General features: G+C 69.9%; 14 protein-coding genes and 1 pseudogene. 10 read left to right on the top strand and 5 right to left on the bottom strand.

Features of this window, described 5'->3' with window-relative positions; all coding sequences use genetic code 11:
- The first annotated feature begins 25 nt into the window (after window positions 1-25).
- The 7 genes from ACFOWB_RS00515 to fhuB all read left to right on the top strand — a co-directional run bounded on the left by ACFOWB_RS00515 (window position 26) and on the right by fhuB (window position 11,419).
- Window positions 26-2,107 carry a hydantoinase/oxoprolinase family protein gene (locus ACFOWB_RS00515; protein WP_261401811.1) on the top strand — a complete coding sequence of 694 codons (2,082 nt, stop codon included), beginning with the start codon at window positions 26-28 and terminating at the stop codon, window positions 2,105-2,107.
- A 14-nt stretch (window positions 2,108-2,121) separates the two neighbouring features.
- Complete coding sequence (locus tag ACFOWB_RS00510) at window positions 2,122-3,783, top strand: hydantoinase B/oxoprolinase family protein (RefSeq protein WP_378145081.1); 1,662 nt, start codon at window positions 2,122-2,124, stop codon at window positions 3,781-3,783.
- A gap of 127 nt (window positions 3,784-3,910) precedes the next feature.
- Window positions 3,911-5,263 (top strand): L-serine ammonia-lyase, encoded by a 1,353-nt coding sequence (locus ACFOWB_RS00505; protein WP_261401814.1) that lies wholly within the window; start codon window positions 3,911-3,913, stop codon window positions 5,261-5,263.
- A 79-nt stretch (window positions 5,264-5,342) separates the two neighbouring features.
- On the top strand, window positions 5,343-6,212 hold the full coding sequence (locus tag ACFOWB_RS00500) for an alpha/beta hydrolase (RefSeq protein ID WP_261401815.1): 870 nt from the start codon (window positions 5,343-5,345) through the stop codon (window positions 6,210-6,212).
- A gap of 153 nt (window positions 6,213-6,365) precedes the next feature.
- On the top strand, window positions 6,366-8,564 hold the full coding sequence (locus ACFOWB_RS00495) for a TonB-dependent siderophore receptor (RefSeq protein ID WP_261401816.1): 2,199 nt from the start codon (window positions 6,366-6,368) through the stop codon (window positions 8,562-8,564).
- A 79-nt stretch (window positions 8,565-8,643) separates the two neighbouring features.
- Window positions 8,644-9,453, top strand: coding sequence for an ABC transporter substrate-binding protein (locus ACFOWB_RS00490; RefSeq protein ID WP_261401817.1), 810 nt, complete (start codon window positions 8,644-8,646; stop codon window positions 9,451-9,453).
- Complete coding sequence (fhuB, locus tag ACFOWB_RS00485; protein WP_261401818.1) at window positions 9,446-11,419, top strand: Fe(3+)-hydroxamate ABC transporter permease FhuB; 1,974 nt, start codon at window positions 9,446-9,448, stop codon at window positions 11,417-11,419. Before ACFOWB_RS00490 ends, fhuB begins: the two co-directional genes overlap by 8 nt.
- A gap of 9 nt (window positions 11,420-11,428) precedes the next feature.
- On the opposite strand, the gene ACFOWB_RS00480 is transcribed toward fhuB, so the two are convergent.
- Window positions 11,429-11,716, bottom strand: a complete 288-nt coding sequence (locus tag ACFOWB_RS00480) for a hypothetical protein (RefSeq protein ID WP_378145075.1) — start codon at window positions 11,714-11,716, stop codon at window positions 11,429-11,431.
- 265 nt (window positions 11,717-11,981) lie between these two features.
- On the opposite strand from ACFOWB_RS00480, the gene ACFOWB_RS00475 reads away from it, so the two are divergent.
- Window positions 11,982-13,697 carry a multicopper oxidase family protein gene (locus tag ACFOWB_RS00475; protein ID WP_261401820.1) on the top strand — a complete coding sequence of 572 codons (1,716 nt, stop codon included), beginning with the start codon at window positions 11,982-11,984 and terminating at the stop codon, window positions 13,695-13,697.
- 77 nt (window positions 13,698-13,774) lie between these two features.
- On the opposite strand, the gene ACFOWB_RS00470 is transcribed toward ACFOWB_RS00475, so the two are convergent.
- The 3 genes from ACFOWB_RS00470 to ACFOWB_RS00460 form a co-directional block, all read right to left on the bottom strand.
- On the bottom strand, window positions 13,775-15,028 hold the full coding sequence (locus ACFOWB_RS00470; protein ID WP_378145072.1) for an FAD-dependent oxidoreductase: 1,254 nt from the start codon (window positions 15,026-15,028) through the stop codon (window positions 13,775-13,777).
- The gene (locus ACFOWB_RS00465; RefSeq protein ID WP_261401823.1) at window positions 15,025-17,037 is read right to left on the bottom strand and encodes a LodA/GoxA family CTQ-dependent oxidase; all 2,013 of its coding nucleotides are present in this window, start codon (window positions 17,035-17,037) and stop codon (window positions 15,025-15,027) included. Before ACFOWB_RS00465 ends, ACFOWB_RS00470 begins: the two co-directional genes overlap by 4 nt.
- A gap of 91 nt (window positions 17,038-17,128) precedes the next feature.
- A complete protein-coding gene (locus ACFOWB_RS00460; RefSeq protein ID WP_378145070.1) occupies window positions 17,129-17,425 on the bottom strand; it encodes a twin-arginine translocation pathway signal protein in 297 nt (98 codons plus the stop codon).
- Between the two features lie 182 nt (window positions 17,426-17,607).
- Between ACFOWB_RS00460 and ACFOWB_RS00455 the strand changes: the two are divergent.
- Window positions 17,608-18,180, top strand: a pseudogene (locus tag ACFOWB_RS00455) (FAD-binding oxidoreductase); the annotation flags it as partial.
- A 356-nt stretch (window positions 18,181-18,536) separates the two neighbouring features.
- Complete coding sequence (locus ACFOWB_RS00450) at window positions 18,537-19,085, top strand: BBE domain-containing protein (RefSeq protein ID WP_261401826.1); 549 nt, start codon at window positions 18,537-18,539, stop codon at window positions 19,083-19,085.
- A gap of 4 nt (window positions 19,086-19,089) precedes the next feature.
- Here ACFOWB_RS00450 and ACFOWB_RS00445 read toward each other — a convergent pair whose 3' ends face one another.
- Window positions 19,090-19,614 carry a hypothetical protein gene (locus tag ACFOWB_RS00445; protein ID WP_261401827.1) on the bottom strand — a complete coding sequence of 175 codons (525 nt, stop codon included), beginning with the start codon at window positions 19,612-19,614 and terminating at the stop codon, window positions 19,090-19,092.
- Between the last annotated feature and the right edge of the window lie 285 nt (window positions 19,615-19,899).

The raw sequence follows: 19,899 nt of genomic DNA, 5'->3' as shown, positions 1-19,899 counted from the left end.
GCATCCCGAACCCGCGAGTCCTGACATGTCCGCTCCCTATCGTCTCGGCGTCGACATCGGCGGCACGTTCACCGACGTCGTGCTGATGAGCGCCGACGGCGTGATCTATTCCAAGAAGGTGCTGTCGACCCCGCAGGACTACAGCCAGGGCATCGAGAACGGCGTCTCGGCGCTGCTCGATGAACTCAAGATCAACGCCGCCGACATCGCCGAATTCGTGCACGCCACGACGGTCGCGACCAACACCATCATCGAGCGCAAGGGCGCGAAGTCGGGCCTCCTCACCACGAAGGGCTTCCGCGACGTTCTCGAGATCGCGCGCTTCCGCACGCCGCGGCTCTACGACATCCACTACAAGAAGCAGGACGCGCTGGTTGAGCGCAGCCTGCGCCTCGAAGCCGACGAACGCGTCGCCGCGGACGGCGCGATCGTCCGCGAGCTGAACGACGCTGACCTGGAAGCCGCCGCCAAGACGTTCGAGGAGGCAGGCGTCGAGGCGGTCTCGGTCGCGTTCATCAACTCCTACGTCAACGGCGACCACGAGCGCCGCGCAGCGGCCTATCTCGCCAAGCGCCTGCCCGGCGTGCCGGTGACGGCCTCGGTCGACCTGCTGCCGCAGCTCGGCGAATATGAGCGCACCAGCACGACGGTGGTGAACTCCTACATCCGCCCGGTGGTCGAGCGGTACGTGCAGTCCTTGAAGAACCGGCTCGACCGGCTCGGGATCAAGGCGCCGCTGCTGATCATGCAGTCGAGCGGCGGCGTCTCGCCCGGCGAGGCGGTGGCGCGTCAGCCGATCGACATCATCGAGAGCGGCCCGGCGGCGGGCGTTCTCGGCGGCCAGCGGCTCGGCGAGAAGATCGGCGTAGGAGACATGCTGGTGTTCGACATGGGCGGCACCACCGCCAAGGCCACCGTGATCGAGAACCACGCCTATGCGCTCTGCCCCGAGACCGAAGTCGGCGGCGAGGCGGCGCTCGGCGCCCGCATGATCAAGGGCGCAGGCTATCCCGTGCAGACGCCGACCATCGACATCGCGGAAGTGGGCGCCGGCGGCGGCTCGATCGCAGCCAGCGACGCGGCGGGCGGCCTGACCGTCGGTCCCCGCAGCGCAGGTGCGGAACCCGGCCCCGTCGCCTATGGCCGCGGCGGCCAGCAGCCGACCGTGACCGACGCCAACATCGTGCTCGGCTATCTCAACCCGAAGGCGCTCGTCAGCGGCGAGCTGTCGCTCGACGTCAAGGCCGCGACCGACGCGATTCAAGCGGTGGGCTCGCGCGTCGGGCTGTCGGCGACCGACACCGCCTACGGCATCCACAGCATCGCGGACGCCACCATGCTGCGGGCGCTGCGCGGCGTCTCGTCCGAGAAGGGCCGCGATCCCTCGCAATACACGATGCTGGCGATCGGCGGGAACGGCTCGGTGCACGCCTGCTCGCTCGCCGAGGCCGCCGGCATGACGCGCATCGTCGCGCCGCCGGTCGCAGGCCTGTTCTCGGCGCTCGGCATGCTGTTCGCCGACGTCGAACATCAGCTGGTCTCGGCTTTCTACAAGCGCCTCGACGAGGTCGACATGGCGGCCGTCACGCTGGCCGCCGCCCCGATGCTGGCGCGCGGCCTCGGCATGCTGCGCGACGAGGGTTTCGGGACGCCTGAGACCCAGAGCGCCAAGCTCTTCGCGGACCTGCGCTATGTCGGCCAGACCTCGCCGCTGACGCTCGAGATCGACGAGGCCGGCGGCCTCGACGCTCTCGCGGCCGCCTTCCACGCCGAGCACAAGTCGGTCTTCGGCTACGCCTCGCCCGGCGAAGCGATCCAGTTCGTCGCGCTGAAGCTCGTGGCGCGCGGCCTCGCCTCCAGCCCCCGGATGCCCGACAGCGCCCGCCGCGGCGCCGAAAAGACCGTCGAGCGCCATGTCCGCCGCGCCTTCTTCGGCGAGGCCGGGTGGCGCGACACGCCGGTCGCGCCGCGCTCGGACCTCACCGCGACGCCGGCCGCAGGTCCCATGATCATCGAGGAATACGACACCACGATCGTGGTCCGCCCCGGCTGGTCGGCCGCCCGCGACAGCTGGAACAACGTCGTCCTCACCCGCGACGCGGCCTGACGGAGCCCTTTGACATGACCACGATCGACCCCGTCCGCCGCGAGCTTCTCAAGAACGCGCTCGTCACCACCGCGGACAACGCTCTCGTCATGGTGATGCGCACCGCGCGCACCTCCAACGTCAAGAACTCCATGGATTTTTCGGCCGCCGTCTGCGACGGGGCCGGCCGGCTGGTGGCGCAGGGCGTCGCGGTGCCGGTCCATCTCGGCGTCGTCATGCCGGCGCTGGAGGCATGCCTTGCCCACTTCGGCGACGACGTGCGCGAAGGCGACGTGCTGGCGAGCAACGATCCTTACTCGGGCTGCAGTCACCTCAACGACATCTACACGTTCAAGCCGGTGTTCGTGGACGGCAAGCGCGTCGCCTTCGTCAGCCTCATCCTCCACCACAGCGACCTCGGCGGCCGCGTGCCGGGCGGCAACGCCGCCGACAGCATGGAGATCTTCGAGGAGGGGCTGCGCATCCCGCCGCTGAAGATGGTCGCGGGCGGGCTCGTCAACGAGACGCTGATGCGCATCATCGAGTTCAACACCCGCGTGCCGGACCGTGTGATGGGCGACGTCCGCGCCCAGCTCGCCGCGCTCGACCAGGCGGCCGCTGAGGCCGAGAAGCTCGCGCGCGAGTGGAAGCCGGAGGTTCTGGAAGCCTATCTCGACGACCTCATCGACTACGCCGAGATCCTCACCCGCTCGGAGCTGTCGAAGCTCCCGGACGGGACGGTCGAGTTCGAGGAATGGAACGACGACGACGGCGTCGGCAACGGCCCGATCCGGATCCACCTGAAACTCACCAAGACCGGCGACCAGATCGAGGCCGATTTTTCGCAGACCGACGTCGATCTCGGCGGCGCGGTCCACTGCAACCGCGCCTTCACGGTCTCCTGCACCTATGCGGCGATCCGCACGGTGCTCAGCGCCGCGATCCCCAACAACGCCGGGCTCTACCGGGCCATCACGGTCAAGACCAAGCCCGGCACCTTCGTGGACGTGACGTTCCCGGCCGCGGTCGGCTCGCGCGGGCAGGTGGGCTTCCGGCTGCGCTCGATCGTGCTCGGCGCGCTCGCGACGCTCCTTCCCGACCAGATGCCCGCCTGCGCGGGCGGCTCGGAGTTCGCGATCGCGGCCTCAGGGTCGGATGCGAACGGACGCCGGTTCCTGCATCTCGAGTTCCACAACAACACGGGTCTCGGGGCGAACCCGGACTCCGATGGCCAGGACGCCGGCCCCTACTGCATCGGCAACCTCGCCAACGTGCCCGTGGAACTGATCGAGGCCGAAAACCCAATCGTCATCGACGAATACGGTTTTCTCCCTGACACCGGCGGCGCCGGGCGCTATCGCGGGGCGCTCGGTCTCGTGCGGCAGTACCGCTTCCTGACCGACGACATCCAGGTGCAGGTGCGCGCCGACCGCTTCAAGTCGAAGCCCTGGGGGCTGTTCGGCGGCGGCGCGGGCGGCGGAGCCTCCACCACGCTGAATCCCGGCACCGACAAGGCCGAGGCGCTGCCCTCGAAGTTTACCCGCCGCTTCAAGGCCGGCGACGTGCTCCGCGTCGAGATGGCGGGCGCGGGCGGCTACGGCCTGGCCGAAGAACGCGATCCGGAGGCGATCCGCGCCGACATCGCGCAGGGGAAAGTGACCGCGGCGCACGCCCGCGAGGTTTACGGCGTGGAGTGATCCGCGCCTCACGAGGTCGCGGCGTTTCGCCCCCCGAGGGCCGCGACGAAGAGAACCGCTGGCGGATCGTCATCCCGCCAGCGGTTCAGCCTTCGGGGCGTCGTCATTCTGGATTACGCTGCCGTCCATGATCTCAGCCTTCGACCTCTTCAAGATCGGCGTCGGCCCGTCGAGCTCGCACACGGTCGGGCCGATGGCGGCCGCCAAGGCCTTCCGTGATCGGGTGATGCTGACGAACGGCGTCGCGCGGGTGACCGCCGAAATCTTCGGGTCGCTGGCCTGGACCGGAAAAGGCCACGCCACCGACGTCGCGATCTGCCTCGGCCTCATGGGCCATGAACCGGCCTCGGTCGATCCGGATCTCGTCGACGGCTACATGGCGGCCTTGCGCGAAGCCAAGAGCCTGGACGGCACGCTGTCTGCGGTCGCCTTCAATCCCGAAGCCGACGTGGTGTTCGACTTCGTCGAGCTGCTGCCGCTCCACACCAACGGCATGCGGTTCCGCGCCTATGGGACGGACGGCGGGGTCTTGGACGAGCACGTCTGCTACTCGATCGGCGGCGGCTTCGTGGTCACCGAGCGCGACGCCGGAAGCGCGGACTCGACCGTCTATCCCACGCCCTTCGACAGCGGCGCAGAGCTGCTGAAGCTCTGCGGCGAGACCGGATGGACCATCGCCGAGGCCCAGCTGGAAAACGAGCTCGCGCGGCGCTCGCTCACGGACATCGAGGCCGGGCTCGACGCCGTGGCGGCCGCGATGTTCGACTGCATCGAGCGCGGCATGCGCCACGACGGCATGCTGCCGGGCGGATTGAAGGTCCGCCGCCGCGCCAAGCGCATGCGCGAGTCGCTCGACGCCCGCGCGCACATCAACAGCCGCCCGCCGCACGAGATCGTCGACTGGGTCAGCCTCTACGCGCTCGCCGTCAACGAGGAGAACGCCGGCGGCGGGCGCGTCGTCACCGCGCCGACCAACGGCGCGGCCGGCATCGTGCCGGCGGTGCTGCGCTATTGCCGCGACTTCTGCCCCGGCTGGTCGGTCGAGCGTGGCCGCGAGTTTTTGCTGACCGCGACGGCGATCGGCGGGCTCATCAAGCGCCGCGCGTCGATCTCCGGCGCGGAAGTCGGCTGCCAGGGCGAGGTCGGCTCGGCCTCGGCGATGGCGGCGGCGGGGCTATGCGCCGCGCTTGGGGGCACGGCCGAGCAGATCGAGAGCGCGGCCGAGATCGCGATGGAGCACCATCTCGGCATGACCTGCGACCCGATCGGCGGGCTTGTCCAGATCCCCTGCATCGAGCGCAACGCCTTCGGGGCCAACAAGGCGATCGTGGCCGCCTCGCTGTCGCTGCGCGGCGACGGCGTGCATCGCGTGACGCTCGACGAGGTCATCGAGACCATGCGCCAGACCGGCGCGGACATGCAGGCCAAGTACAAGGAGACATCGCAAGGGGGGCTCGCGGTCAACGTCGCGGCGTGCTGAGGGCGGCTCTCCCGCCGGTCGACGGCGGCCGATGAACGCGATAGGGGAGCGCCCCGAACGGAGCGCAAGGCCGGCCGACATGACGCAGGACCACCCCGTCGTCCTTTCAGAAGCCGTGCGCTTCGACCTTCCGGCCAAATCCGGCGCGGCGCCCTATCGCATCTTCCTGCGCACGCCGCCCGGAGACGCGCCGCCGGAGGGGTGGCCCGTGCTCTACATGCTGGACGGCAACGCGGTGTTCGCGACCGCGGCCGACGCGATCCGCGTTCAGGCCGCCTGGCCGCTCGGCACCGGGGTGCGTGAGGCCGCGGTCGTCGCGATCGGCTATCCGACCGAGGCGGCCTATGACAGCGTCCGGCGCTCCTGGGACTACAGCCCGCCGCCCGGCGCGACCTATCCGCCGCACGTCGCCGGCGGACCCGACGTTCTGACGGGCGGCGCGGACGAGTTCCTCGCCTTTATCGAAGAGACGCTGAAGCCCGAGATCTCCCGGCGCCTGCCGGTGAATCCCGCCCGGCAGGCGATCTTCGGGCACTCGTTCGGCGGCCTGTTCGTTCTCTACGCCCTGTTCAACCATCCGGAGGCGTTCGCGACGTGGACCGCGGCCTCGCCGACGGTCTATTGGGAGAACTTCACGCTGCTGCGCTCGGCGGAGCGGTTCGAGGCGCGCGCCGACCGTCCGTCGGGCAAGCGCGTGCTGATTTCGGTCGGCGAATACGAGCAGACCCTCGCGCCCTTCCAGGTCGGCGCCGAGGACGAGGAGAAGCGCCGGGCGGGGCATGAGCGGAGCCGCACGGAAGAGAACGCGCGGGCGATGTCCGAAAGGCTCGCGGCGATGGATGATCTCGAGGTCTCTTACGAGCTCATTCCATGCGAAACGCACATGACCGTCCTGCCGACCGCGATCAATCAGGCCATCCGGTTCGCGTTCGGGGCGTGGATCCGTTGAGAATACTTCAGACTCGGCGCGTATGACGAGAGAGTACAGCGTATTATTTGAGCTATAATAATTAAATACATTGAATAATCGCTTGACAATCAATCTGCAGGCGCCCAGCAACCGCCCCGTATCTGAAACTCATGATCGCGGGGGCGGATGGGCATGGGGGCTGCGCGCAGACTGACGTTGCGGCTTGCGGGGGCGGCGGCGTTGTCCGTCACCGTCGGGGCGGGCGAGGCGAGGGCGCAGGACGACGCGACGCCGCTCGACGGGATCGAGGTGCAGGGCCGCGGCCAAGGCGGCGGCGCGAACCCGGGCGCCGGGGGGACGGGCCGCGGCCCGGTCCAGGGCTATGTCGCGACCGAGAGCCGGGCCGGCACGAAGACCGACACGCCAATCATGGAGACCCCGCGCTCGGTCGAGGTCATCGGCCGCGAGGAGCTGGAGGACCGCGCCGCCACCTCCATTCCGGAGGCCGTGCGCTATTCGCCGGGCGTCACCACCAACGGCTCGGGCTTCGATCCGCGCTTCGACCAGATCTCGATCCGCGGATTCCCGGTCAACACCTTCGGCGACTACAAGGACGGGCTGCGGCAGGCGCAGGGGCAGTTCGCGACCTTCCGCACCGACCCGTTCCAGCTCGAGCGCATCGACATCATCAAGGGCCCGGCCGCCGTGCTCTACGGCCAGTCGACGCCCGGCGGCCTGATCGACCGCGTGTCGAAGCGCCCGACCGCAGAACCGCAGTTCGAGGCGATCGGCACGATCGGCGGCACAGGCCGCTACGAGGCCGGCTTCGACGCCAGCGGGCCGCTCAACGCCGAGGGAACGCTCACCGGCCGGCTGACGGCGCTCGGCCGGCTCGGCGAGGTCGACTTCGACATCGAGGACGAGCGCTTCTTCCTCGCGCCCTCGTTCACATGGGCGCCGAACGACGAGACCAGGATCACCATTTATGGCCTCGCCCAGAAGGACGAGACCGACAGCAACGTCGCGGTGATGAACGCCGGCATTTCGCCGAACATCAACGTCCTGAACATCCGCGCCAGCGATCCGGACTACGATTATCTGAAGCAGGACCAATACCAGCTCGGCTACGAGCTGGAGCACGCCTTCAACGAGACCTTCACGGTGCGCCAGAACGCCCGTTACAATCACCTCGACATGCGCTCGCGCTACCTCACCGCGGGCGTCTCGGGCGGAGGCTTCGACCCGGCGCGGCCGAACGTCTACCGGCGCGGCTCATGGGCGATCGACGAGACGATCGAGGCGGTCCAGCTCGACAACCAGCTGCAGGCGAAGTTCGAGACCGGTGCGATCCGCCACACCATGCTGTTCGGGCTCGACTACCAGTGGTCGGAGTCGCGCCAGGGGCAGGGGAGCCTCGCGGCGAACCCGGCCTACGACCTCGACATCGACGACCCGCGCTACGGCGTCGACGGCCCGACGCCGCCGATCACGACCCGCACCGACATCGGCCTGAAGCAGCTCGGCCTCTATGCGCAGGACCAGATCAAGATCGGGGAGCGCTGGAACATTTCGGCCGGCGTCCGGCGCGACTGGGCGAACCGAACGTCGGACAACACGCGCTTCGACGGAAGCGCGCCGACCGCCTCGGCCGAGCGCGACGACAAGGCGTTTTCCTACAACATCGGCGTGCTCTACGCCTTCGAGAGCGGGATTTCGCCCTACGCCAGCTATTCGACCTCGTTCCTGCCCGCAGCCGTTCGCGGCCCGAACGGCGGACTGCTCAAGCCGACCGAAGGCGAGCAGATCGAGGCGGGCGTCAAATACCAGCCGCCGGGATCGAGCAGCCTGTTCACCGCCGCGGTCTACCGGCTCACCGAGAAGAACGCGGTGAAATACGATCCGCTCAACGGCGCCGCGCAGGCGATCGGCGAGATCGAGACCCGCGGCGTGGAGCTCAGCGCCCGCATCGACCTCGCGCAGGGCTTCAAGGCGATCGCCTCCTACAATTACAACGACGCCGAGATCAAACGGGATTCGGTCGCGGCGAACGTCGGCAACCAGCCGCTGGTGACGCCCAGGCACACGGCCTCGGCCTGGCTCGACTACGAGTTCCAGGGCGGCGCGCTTGCGGGCCTCGGCTTCGGAGCGGGCGTGCGCCATGTCGGGGCGAGCTACGCCGAAAACGCCAACGTCATCCGCAACAGGCCCTACACGCTGCTCGACGCCGCGGCCCGCTACGATTTCGGCACAGCGAATCCGAAGCTCGCGGGTTATTCGCTGGCGCTCAACGCCACCAATCTGGCGGACAAGGACGCGCCTGTGTGCAACAGCGGTCGGTGCTATCTGAGCCAGGGACGAACGGTGATCGGGACGCTGCGCTATCGCTGGTGAGGACTTTCAGGAACGCGAACGGCGCGGCGTCACGCGACGGGCCGCCGTCGCGCTTGCGGCCGCCGCAGCGCTTGCGCCCGTGCGCGTCCGCGCGTCGGACGCCCCGCGCGCCGTCACCGGCGACTACGGCATCGCCCAGACGCTGATCGCGATGGGGCGGCCGCCCATCGCGATCGCGGCCGCGGACGACTGGGACGATTGGGTGGTGGAGCCCCGGCTGCCCGCTGGAATCGTCAATCTCGGGACGTCGCGCGAGATCAATCTCGAGATCCTGAGCCAGCTGAAGCCCGACGTCATCTTCTCCACTCCCTATCTCGAGCGCCTCCGCCCGAAGCTCGAGCGCGTCGCGCCGGTCGAGAGCTTTCCGGTCCACGCCACCGGATCCTCGCCCTGGCCGAACCTCGTGGCGGCGGCGCGCGCCATGGGCAAGCGGCTCGGCGCGGAACAGGAGGCCGAGGGGCTCGTCGCGCGGACCGAAGCCGAGCTTGCGGCTTTGTCGGAGCGCGTGGCTCCGCTTCGCGATCGGCCCGTGCTGCTCGCCGCCTTTCAGGACGCGCGCAACGCCTGGGTCTATGGGGCGAACAGCCTCTATGAGGACGCGCTCCAGCGGCTCGGCCTGACCAATGGCTGGACCCGCCCGACCAATCCGTGGGGCTTTTCGCAGGTCGGCGTCGAGGCGCTTGCGCAGGCGCGCGGCGCTCGGCTGTTCTGCCTCGCCCCGACGCCGCCGGACGCGCTTGCGCTTCTTTCGGGGAGCCCGATCTGGCGCGCGACGGGGTTTGCGGACGAAGGCCGACTGTTCCGCCTGCCGCCGGTGCTCGCCTTCGGCGGCCTACCGTCCGTGACGCGTCTCGCGCGGCTCCTGGCGGAGGCCGCCCAGCGTGCATGACGGGTTCCGCCCGGCGCTCGTCGCCGTGCTCGCGCTCATCGGGCTCGGCGCGGTCGCCATGGCGCTCAACCTGTCGGCGCGGCTGCCTGTCGGGCTCTGGCTCGAGGCGCTGTTGGCGCCCTCGGCCGACGACATCCGTGAGCTTCTCGTCCATTACAGCGTCGCGCCGCGCGCCGTCGTCGCGCTGATCGCGGGAGCGGGGCTCGCGCTCGCAGGCGCCGTGCTCCAGCAGGCGCTGCGCAATCCGCTCGCCTCGCCCTCGACGCTCGGCGTCTCGGCCGGCGCGCAGCTTGCTTTGTCGCTGGCGACGGTGGCGGCGCCGTCTGCGCTTCTGGCCGGCCGGGAGGTGGTGGCGCTTCTCGGCGGCGCGGCCTCGACCGCGGTGGTGACGGCGCTCTCCTGGCGAAGCCGCTTCGCGCCGCTGACCGTGATCCTGTCCGGCATGGTGGCGGCGATGTTCTGCGGCGCGGCGGCCTCCGCGCTCACGCTCTTCAACGAGCGGATGCTGACGGGCCTCTATGTCTGGGGCAGCGGCGCGCTGAACCAGCAGGACTGGTCGGTCGCGGGCCCGCTCGGCGTGAAGGTCGCGGTCCTCGCCGGCCTCGTCGCCCTCACGGTCCGGCCGCTGCAGCTGCTGGAGATGGACGAGCCGGCCCGCAGCCTCGGCCTGTCGGTGGTTCGGCTGCGGCTCGTCACGATCGGACTGGCGGTGGCGCTCACCGCCGTCATCGTCAGCGCCGTCGGCGTCATCGGTTTTATCGGGCTCGCTGCGCCTGCGCTCGCCCGCGCTCTCGGCGTCCGAAGGCTGAGGGACCGGCTCGCCTGGAGCGCGGCGATCGGCGCGGCGATCCTGTTTGCGACCGACGCGCTTCTCCAGGCCGCCGAGGCCTTGGCGCATCTAAACGTGCCGACCGGAGCCGCGACGGCGCTGATCGGCGCGCCGACGCTGGTCTGGCTCGCCTCCAGGTTGCGCAACCCCGCGCCGGTCGAGACCGAGCGCCCCGCCGGGCCGCGCGTGCGGCGCGTCGGCCTGGCGATCTGCTTGCTGGCGACCGCGGTTCCGGTCGCGTTGCTCGCCTCGCTCGCGATCGGCCCAGCGCCGGGCGGAGGCCTGTCGGTCGCGCCATGGCCCGAGCTCGCCGAGCTCCTGCCGTGGCGCTGGCCCAGGACCCTCGGGGCCGGGGCCGCGGGCGCGATGCTGGCGGCCGCAGGGCTGATGCTCCAGCGCCTGACCCGCAATCCGATCGCAAGCCCCGAAGTGCTCGGCGTGAGTTCGGGCGCCGCGCTTGGCTTCGTGCTCGCGCTGCTGTTCGCCCCATCGCCGGGCTTGGCGGTCCAGACCGCGGCTGCGGCTGCCGGAGGCTTTCTGGTCGCGGGCGCGCTGCTCGGGCTCGGACGCGGCGGCAGGCTCGCGCCCGAACAGCTCCTGATCGCCGGCGTCGCGCTCGGCGCCATGTTCTCGGCGCTGCTCGCGATCCTGATGGCGAGCGGCGACCCGCGCATGCTGCTGGTCGCGAACTGGATGGCGGGCTCGACCTACGACGTCGAGCCTGCGGTCGCGGTCGGGACCATGGCCTGCGCGATCGTGCAGATCGCCGCCTCGTTCCTCGTCGTGCGCTGGCTCGATCTCGCGCCGCTCGGGCGACCGTTCATGCTCTCGGTCGGCGCATCGCCGGCCGTCGCAGGTTTGGGCGTCCTCGCCCTCTGCGCGACCCTGACCGCGGGCGCGACGCTCGCGGTCGGCCCCTTGAGCTTCGCCGGGCTGATCGCGCCGCATCTCGCGCTGCGTCTCGGCTTCGCGCGCGCCGGCGGCCAGCTTGCGGCGGCCGCGCTCATCGGCGCGCTGACGATGATCGCGGCGGACTGGCTCGGGCGGGTGGTCTACGTGCCGTTCCAGGTTCCGGCCGGGCTCATCGGCATGCTGATCGCCGGACCGCTGCTGATGTGGCTGCTGCAGCGCCGATGAGGCCCCGCGTCAGTCGCAGGGTTTCGGCGTGACCGTCTCGGTTCCGTCCTGCGCCATGGTGACGGTCTCGCCGCAGTTCGGCCTTGCCTGGCCGTCCTGCGGGGCGTCGCCCGCGCTTTTCGGCTGCTTTCCGATCGGAACGGTGACGCCGAGCGCGTCGTCCATCTGCGGCGGCCCTCCCATTCCCGGGCCCGCGTCGCGAACTTCCGGCGCGCCGATGTCGCGGGCGAACGCCGGGATGGACCCTGCGGCGACCAAGGCGAAGAGCGTTCCGCAGATCATTGTTCGGCTAATCATCGGCGGACCTTTCGTCCAGAGTGGGTGCGCGAGCGCGCGTCGGCGTCGGCGGGCGGCTGCTCGCAATGCTAGATCATGCGCGCCGCGGAGGCGACATCCCAAAAGGGCGGCCGAGGTCGATCAAATGCCGGACGTTCCGGCGGAGGCGCATTGACCAAGGACCATTTCGCCGAGGACAGGCGGCGCGTTCCAGGCCGGATCCTGTTGCCTCCTCTTCGACTTGAGGTAGACTCGCGACATCTCAGCCTTGGTTCGGGGGATGACCATGGTTCGGCCTGCCGTCGCGCTCTTCATGCTGTTGGCGTCAGGCGCCGCAGCCTTCGCCGAGGAGGCGCCGCCGTCAGCGCCTGCGGCGGTGGACGTGGTCGCGATTCGCGGCGCGCCTGCGGACCCTGCGGCGATCGACGACCTGCCCAACCCGCCGGAGCTGCGCTCGCGCGACGGCGTGCTCGAGGTCGAGCTCACCGCGCGGCCGAGCTGGATCCGCGTCGCGGGCAAGCGGTTCCGCAGCAACGTCTATAACGGCCTCTACATCCCGCCGACGCTCGTGCTCAGCCGCGGCGACACGCTGCGGATGAAACTCAACAACGAGATCGGGCCGGCGGACGTCCAGTTCAAAAAGTCCGTCCGCACCAACATGCATTACCACGGCGCGGACGTGAGCCCGAAGGCGCCGGGCGACGACGTCTTCCTCAAGGTCAAGGCCGGGACGAGCTTCGACTATGTCGTGCCGTTCCCGAGCGACCATCCCGAAGGGCTGCACTGGTATCACCCCCATGCGCACGGCGTGGTGAACAAGCAGATCCTGTCGGGCATGTCCGGCATGCTGATCGTCGACGGCTACATCGAGGCCCACTATCCGGAGCTCGCGGGCCTTCGCCGGCGCGTGATGGTGCTCAAGGACATCGTCCTTCCCAACGAGACCGCCACGACGCTGACGCTCAACGGCTACACCGACGCGCCGGTGAAGGCCCGGCCGGGCGAGTGGCAGGTCTGGCAGGTCGGCAATCTCGGCGCGAACTCGTTCTTCAAGTTCGCGCTCGCCGGCCACGAGTTCTGGACGATCGAGCGCGACGGCAACGTCCTCGTCACGCCCGAGCGGCAGGAGACGCTGTTCCTCGCGCCCGGCGCGCGCGTGACCGTCGCGGTGAAGGCCGGGGCGGCCGGCAGCTACAAGCTGAGCTCGCTTAACGTCGACACCGGGCCGACCGGCCTGCCGAACGACGCCGCCGACCTCGGGACCTTCATCGTCGCGGGCGACCCGAAGCCCGACCGCGGGATCAGCGAGCGCGTCCAGGAGCCTGCGGCGAACAGGAGCGCGATCTTTCCGCGCCCGAGGGACATCAAGAACCTCCCCATCACCCGCGAGCGCGTGTTCGAATTCTCGGACGCGAAGGACTTCAGCAAGTTCTACATCAACGGCCAGATCTTCGACCCGAACGTCGTGAACACCACGACCCGGGTGGGCGACGTCGAACGGTGGATCCTGCGCAACCTCGCGACCGAACTCCACGTCTTCCACCTGCACCAGACCTCGTTCCTGGTGCAGGAGAAGGGCGTCGGCAGACAGCCGGACGCGACGGGCCTGCGCGACGTCATCACCCTGCCTTACGCGGCCGACGGCAAGCCCGGAGAGGTGTCGGTCATCATCCCCTTCACCAATCCGGTGATGACCGGGCAGTTCGTCTATCACTGCCATCTCGTCGGCCATGAGGACGCCGGGATGATGCAGTCGATCCGCGTGCTGCCCCAGCGCACCGCGGCGGAGGACGCCTGGCGGATGTTCGGCCGCATGCTCGGCTCCGACGAGCCGCCGCCGTGGTGGCCGGCCCGCGCCCAGCGCGCCGCGCGGCTTCCCGAGGCCAACGAGCTGACGGCGGCGCTCAACGGCGAGATCTGCGTGACGTCGGACCCGGCCGACGAGCGCGAAGAGGCGAACCTCTGGGTGTCGGGCCGCGGACCCGTGACGCCGACGAACTGAAGGCGGAGATCACAGCCGGCTCGGCCGTCATGCCCGCACGAAGCGCGGGCGTGACGGCGGTGGTTCGACCTGAAACGTCACACGCTCGGGGACGCGCGCAACCGATGCTCGTCGGCGTCCGCGGCCGCCTGCTCGACGGGGAGGCGCCGCCGCCAGAACGCCTCGCCGGGCCAGCGTCGCACCGCGCCGTAGTAGAAGGCGCGCCGCCTGAGATACTCGTCCCACATCCGTCGCTGCGCCTCGTCGTGACGGACGACGTAAGGGTTGCGCGCGTCGAGCTCGGCTGCGCCCTGCGAACAGTCCTCGCCCTGCGAAGAGTCCTCCAGCGCGTAGTGGATCAGGTGCCCGGCGTCGCTGGCGGACTTAAGCGCCTTGTCGACGCCTTGCGACGACAGCGGATCATAGGCCTGCGCCGCGTCGCCGACCGCCATCCAGGCGTCGCCGCAGAACGCCTGCAGCCGCTGGCCGCCGGCCGGCGCGCCGCGGATCGCCCCGTAGGGTCGATAACCGCGATCCCTGAGCACGGGCGCGATCATCGCCGAGCGTTCCAAGAGCCCGTCGAAACCGTCCGGCGACGCGGCGAGCCGCGCGGCCGGCAGGTCGCGGTCCGTGTAGAAGACGACCAGCCGCCCCGTTTCGCCCCCCACGGCTCCCGGCAGCCGGCTGCTGTACCACCAGCCCTCCGGCGCCGCCTCGATGCGGGTGCGGCGATCGTCGTCGCCGCCCGGGCATGAGAACCATCGCGCATAGGCGAACAGCCGGTCGTCGTCGTCCTCGATCGAAGCCCCGAGCGCCCGGCCCACGACCGCCTGCCGGCCGGAGCAGTCGACGAGATAGCGGGCCCGGTCCTGACGGGCGCCCGCGTCCGTCGCGAGAGTCACGCGCCAGTTGAGCGAGCCGTCTAGGACGCGCTCGCAGGATTGGAAGCTCGCGCCCTTGAGCAGCGTCGCGCCGGCTGCGGCCGCAGCGTCGCGCAAGGCGTCGTCGAAGGCGGGCCTGTCGACGCAGAGCCCATGACCGCTCGATGCGAAGAAGAAATCCGCGGCGTCCGCGCCCTCGCTCGCCCAGGACGAAACGTTTCCGGTCGTCGGGAAGGCGTCGAAGGGCCGCCCGGCCGTCCCGGTCTCAGGCCCGAGAAAATGCGCGATCAGGTCGATCGAGGCCGGCGGCAGCGTCTCGCCAAGCTTCACGCCCGTCGATCGCCGCTTCTCGACCAGCAGCGCGCGCCGTCCGAGCCGCGCCAGCGTAAGGGCGGTCGCGGATCCGGCCGGGCCGGATCCCACGACGATGACGTCCCACATCTCGCCGGCCGGGTCGGCGCCCTGGCTCACTTGGCCGGGGGCGACTTGGCCTGCGGCGGCCGGTTGAGCGCGGGATCGCGCTCGTGCTCGACGAACACCATCTGGCCGTTGTCCTTCAGGAAGCCGCCGTCCTCGGTCCTGAGCGGCAGCACCATACCGAGCTTGGGCCAGGCGTAGGCCATCTGCTGGTAGCCGTCGTCGGACGAGAGCGGCTCGCCGCTCTCGTCATAGCCGCGGAACCATTCCTTGTAGGTCCGGGTCTGGGTCGCCCTGTCGTATTCGAACACGACGTCGGGGCGCTGCGTCGGCCACCAGGCCGTGTCGCAGGACCAGAAGTCGCCCTGCCACGGGCTCGACATGTAGGCCGCCACCGATCCGGGCTCGACGCCTCCAGCCACCCGGAACGCCTCGGCGAAGTTCTCGCGGTAGAGGATGAGATAGGGAAACTCGATCCCGGGATGGAAGCCGCCACCGATGGTCGGCTCCAGCGCCGAGGCGTCGAGGGCGTGCGGCTGGTCGGCGAGCGGAAGCTCGTCGAGCGCGACGGGCCGCACCGGCTCGCCGACCTCGAAGTTTCCGTCGGCCCACTCTTTCAGATGGTTGAGCTGCCAGTCGGTGAGGCTGAGAAACTGGTCGGGAAGGTCGAAGCCCGTCTCCTCGTTCTGGGCGGGCTTGCCGCCCGTGCCCCAGAGCTTGGGCATCTTGTAGTCTTCCTCTTCTCGCTTGAACTCCTCGTCCTTCCAGGTCGTCGGACGCTGCGGGGGAGGGGGCTGCAGGGAGTCGACGAGGCGGCCGCGCTTTCCCGGCGCGCGGCGCATCAGATTGTAGATCATCTGCCGCATCGACCGGCTCTTCTCGGTCGGGTCGGTGAAGGCGGCCATGTAGCGGTCGTTGAGCAGGTTGCCCGGCTGCCGCGGGCCATGGGCGGCGTCCTTCGTCTCGGGCTTCACGCCCGCCGCCTCGGCGCTCACCCAGCCGTAGTTCACCGCCTTGGCGAACACAGGATAGACGTCGCGATAGAAGTTCGTCTTCCGGCTCGCGTGCGGGTAGGCCTCGGGAAACGCCTCGTAGACGCGGTCGAGGATCGAGACCACGTGGAGCATGTAGGGCGAGAACTTCGGCGGCGCGGTGACGATCCAGGCGCCCGCGCGGGCGTTCCGCGCGCCCTCGTCCGCCGCAGACGTCACGCCGTCGCGCGTGCTCAGAACCGTTCCGTCCTTGAGCGTGACGGTGACGTCGATCTCGCCGCCGCAGGTGTCGTCCCACCAGCCGGGCACGTTGAAGTAAGCGAACTGGTTGGTGAGCGGGTTGCGGCCGCCGTCCGGGCCGTTCGGCGGGCTGTGGGTCTCGCTCGGGTTCGACAGCGCGACCTTGGGCGTCGTCACGCATTCGCCCTTTCCGCCCGCCGGCACGAACAGCAGGCGGTCGCCGTCGTCGAGGCGAAGCTGGCCGAGCTCGATGTCCCGCGCGGCCTCGTAGGTCACCTCGACCTCCTGCGACGGGTCCTTGGGCGTGAAGCCGACGAAGCGCAGCTCGCCCGGCAGCTTGCTCTTCTCGACGTCGACGAAGACGTCGCCCTTCATGACGACGGGGCCGGCCTCGCCGGACGAGATCGTGTGGACGCCCGGATCGATGATCAGCTTGTCGCGCTCGATCGGCTTCTTGCCCGGCTGGACGGACGGATTGCGCAGCTTGTCCGGATCGAACAGATAGGCGCCCTGAAACGCGTAGTTCGCCGCCTTCATGTTGCGGACATGGACGCGCCAGCGCAGGGATTGGACGAGGTCCGACTGTTTGGTGAGCTCGGCCACGACCTTGCCGTCGGCGTCATAGCCGTAGACCCGGTAGCGCTGCGCCTGCCGCTTCAGGCGCGCATCGGCGTCGCGATAGGATCCGCCGTTCGGTCCCGGCCCGCCTTTCCCGCCTGGATCGACCACGAGGCCCGGCGCTTCGGGCCCGACGAAGAACTCGTCGCTGTTCCCGAGGCGCGCGATGCCGATGCCGGGATGGATGCGGATGGTCTTGATCGTCTCGGACATGGCTTGTCGCCCTCCGGAATGACGGGATCTGCGGGAAATCGGATCAGGTTTGGAGACCGGCGCCTGAGCGAGGACGCGGCGTCAGGCGCGGTCAGAGCGTCCTGTCGGACGCGACGAACTTCCAGTCCAGCGCGTCGGCGCTCGCGACCACGAAGCGGTTTCCGGAATGCTCGATCTCGGCGTAGGTCAGCCCGCGCAGCTCGGTCTGCGTGCGCACCGAGAAGCCGCCGCCGAAGCTCGCGCGAATCGATTTCTCGACGGCGGGATCGACCCCCGCCGCCATGCCGGGGGCCGTCTCGGCGCGCGTCGCCGCGCCGGCGGCGCCAGGCAAGAGAGCGGCCGGGGCCGCGCCGAGCATCGCCACGAAGTCTCTGCGCCTGATGGTCATAGCCCGTCGCCGCTGGTGAACTTGCTCCTGTTCTAAAAGCGCGGAGATGTTCGTCAAGCGACAGATTTGTCAGGCGACGTCCGCCGCGCGGACAGCGCCGGGACGCCTCGGACGCTCGGTTTTTACTGGGCCTTAAACGCAACTTTATAGTGTGCCGCAAAGTGAAGCCGGATCGGCCAGCCATGCGCTCATCTCTCAGCCGTCGACAATTCGCCATCGGCTCCGCCGTCAGTCTGCTCGCTCCGGCGGCGGCGCGGGCCCGCACGGTCTTCGACGACTGCTCATGGTGCGCGCCCGGCGACGCGGCCTGGTCGCGACTCGCCGAGATCCTCGGGAACGGCCTTCTGCGTCCCGGAGACGCGGGCTTTTCCGCGCGCGCCCGGCCGCAGAACCTGCGCTACGCCCGGATCGAGCCGCAGGCGATCGCGCGGTGCGGCTCCGCCGAGACGGTGTCCAAGGCGCTGCGCTGGTGTCGGGAGATGGACATGCCCTTCGCCATCCGCGGCGGCGGGCATTCGTTCGCCGGGCACTCGTCCTCGTCCGGCCTCCTGATCGACCTGTCGCCGATGAAGCAGGTGGCCTATGACGCGGCGAGCGGCCGCGTCACGATCGGAGCGGGCTGCCTCAACCGGGACGTCGCCGCGGGGCTTCGCGCGGCGGGCCGCGCCATCACCCATGGCCGCTGCCCGACGGTCGGCATCGCGGGCTTCATGCTGGGCGGCGGCATCGGCTTCAACATGCGCCGCTTCGGCGTCGGCTCGGACGCGATGACGGGCGCCGAGATCGTCACCGCCGACGGCGCGGTGCGCTCCGTGTCGCAAGGAGCCGAACCGAACCTGTTCTGGGGCTTGCGCGGCGGAGGCGGCGGCAATTTCGGCGTCAGCACCTCGTTCACGGTCGCGACCGTTCCGGCCGACGAGGCCATCACGGTGTTTTCCCTGCGGTGGGAGGACAAGATCGAGGCGACGCTCGCCGCCCTCATCCCCGCGATCGAGGCCGCGCCGGAGGCGCTCGGCGTCATCGTCGCGCTGAGCGCGCCGCCGGGGCAGGGCGGTCCGATCCATCTCGAGCTCGTCGGCCAGTGGGCCGGGCAGGAGCAGGGTTTCGCGACGTGCTGGCCACGACCTTCAGGGTCGCCGAGCCGGCGCACAGCGAGATCTCGGTTCTTCCCTACTGGGACGCGCAGACCGCGCTCGCCGAAGCCGGCGCGCCGAACTTCTATCAGGAGCGATCCGGCTTCATTCGCCAGAGCCTCGACGAACGCATGCTGTCGGCCGCGCTGCGCTGGCTGCGGAACCGGCCGCCCGGCGGCAAGGACGTCGACGTCGCCTTCTTCCCGACGGGCGGCGCGATCAACCGCGTCGCGCCCGACGCCACCGCCTTCGTGCATCGCGACAGTCGCTGGCTTTTCGAGATCGGCCTCGACTGGAGCGCGCAGGAGCACGTCTCGCCGCACTACATGCGCGCCGCCAAGGCCTGGCAGGACGGCTTTTACGCGGAGTTCCGGGAGATGTGCGGGACGAGCGCCTATCAGAACTTCCCCGACCCCTCGCTCACGGACTGGCGGCGCGCCTATTATGGCGACAACCTCGCCCGGCTCGAGCAGGTGAAGGCGGCCTACGACCCGACCAACATGTTCCGCCACGACCAGTCGCTGTGACGCCTCAGGCGTAGCGGGAGAGGCGCGTTCCGACGTCGGTTCCGGCGAGGAACGCCTGCTCCGCGAACCCTCGATCGTTCGCGACGGATCCTGAGGCTGCGACGGTTCCGTCGTCCGGCTCTGGGACAGCGGCCGCGTTCGCGAGGCGCTCCGGCGAAGGCACGAGCGCCGCCACGGCGGCGAAGTTTTGGGCGATCTCCTGCGGCGTCGGCGGATCGAGGGGATCTGCGAGCGCCGCGAGCGCGGCGTCTTCCGCCTCGGCGGCTGCGGCCTGCGCGCCGGCGAGGTTCGAAATCGCCTCGCGCGGCGTGGCGGCGAGCGCGACGGTCGCGGCGCGGGCCGAGGAGGTCAGGCTTTCGATCGCCGGCGGCTCGGAGACGGTCCGCGGCTCGACCGGCCCGACGGGGCGCGGGTCCGTCGCGGCGTCGTCGACGGCGCGGGGCGCCGCCGCGGATCGGCTGCTTCGAAGCTCGTCGACCGAGGGATAGATCGACGGGCCGGCGAAACGCTCAAGCGGGGTGATCGCCATGTCGCTCTCCTTTCGCGCTTTGCCGAACAACGCGCGAAAGACGGACTTGGACGAAGACGTGATCGAACGTGGTTGGTCGATCGTTAAGACAAAGATCCCGCGTCGATCTGTCCCGAAGGGTAGGGCGGCCGCGCAGGAGGACGATCTACATCCGTCCGAAACGACCCCTGGATGCTTCGTGGAGATGCAAGCGTTGCGAAGACCTATGAGATCTGGCGACTGGAGCTGGTCTGCCCCCTGAGAAGTGGTCCTCCCTGATGTATGGCTTTTGGCCATGTGGAGGAC

The organism is Chenggangzhangella methanolivorans (assembly GCF_042648545.1).
Taxonomy (GTDB): domain Bacteria; phylum Pseudomonadota; class Alphaproteobacteria; order Rhizobiales; family Methylopilaceae; genus Methylopila; species Methylopila methanolivorans.
The sequence above is the reverse complement of the archived record's forward strand: the minus strand, read 5'-3'. Positions and strand labels throughout refer to the sequence as shown.

Excerpts from the sequence above, each read along its gene's own strand:
- ACFOWB_RS00515 (WP_261401811.1), top strand. The coding sequence starts at position 26 with ATGTCCGCTCCCTATCGTCTCGGCGTCGACATCGGCGGCACGTTCACC.
- ACFOWB_RS00510 (WP_378145081.1), top strand. The coding sequence starts at position 2,122 with ATGACCACGATCGACCCCGTCCGCCGCGAGCTTCTCAAGAACGCGCTC.
- ACFOWB_RS00505 (WP_261401814.1), top strand. The coding sequence starts at position 3,911 with ATGATCTCAGCCTTCGACCTCTTCAAGATCGGCGTCGGCCCGTCGAGC.
- ACFOWB_RS00500 (WP_261401815.1), top strand. The coding sequence starts at position 5,343 with ATGACGCAGGACCACCCCGTCGTCCTTTCAGAAGCCGTGCGCTTCGAC.
- ACFOWB_RS00495 (WP_261401816.1), top strand. The coding sequence starts at position 6,366 with ATGGGGGCTGCGCGCAGACTGACGTTGCGGCTTGCGGGGGCGGCGGCG.
- ACFOWB_RS00480 (WP_378145075.1), bottom strand. The coding sequence starts at position 11,716 with ATGATTAGCCGAACAATGATCTGCGGAACGCTCTTCGCCTTGGTCGCC.
- ACFOWB_RS00475 (WP_261401820.1), top strand. The coding sequence starts at position 11,982 with ATGGTTCGGCCTGCCGTCGCGCTCTTCATGCTGTTGGCGTCAGGCGCC.
- ACFOWB_RS00465 (WP_261401823.1), bottom strand. The coding sequence starts at position 17,037 with ATGTCCGAGACGATCAAGACCATCCGCATCCATCCCGGCATCGGCATC.
- ACFOWB_RS00460 (WP_378145070.1), bottom strand. The coding sequence starts at position 17,425 with ATGACCATCAGGCGCAGAGACTTCGTGGCGATGCTCGGCGCGGCCCCG.
- ACFOWB_RS00445 (WP_261401827.1), bottom strand. The coding sequence starts at position 19,614 with ATGGCGATCACCCCGCTTGAGCGTTTCGCCGGCCCGTCGATCTATCCC.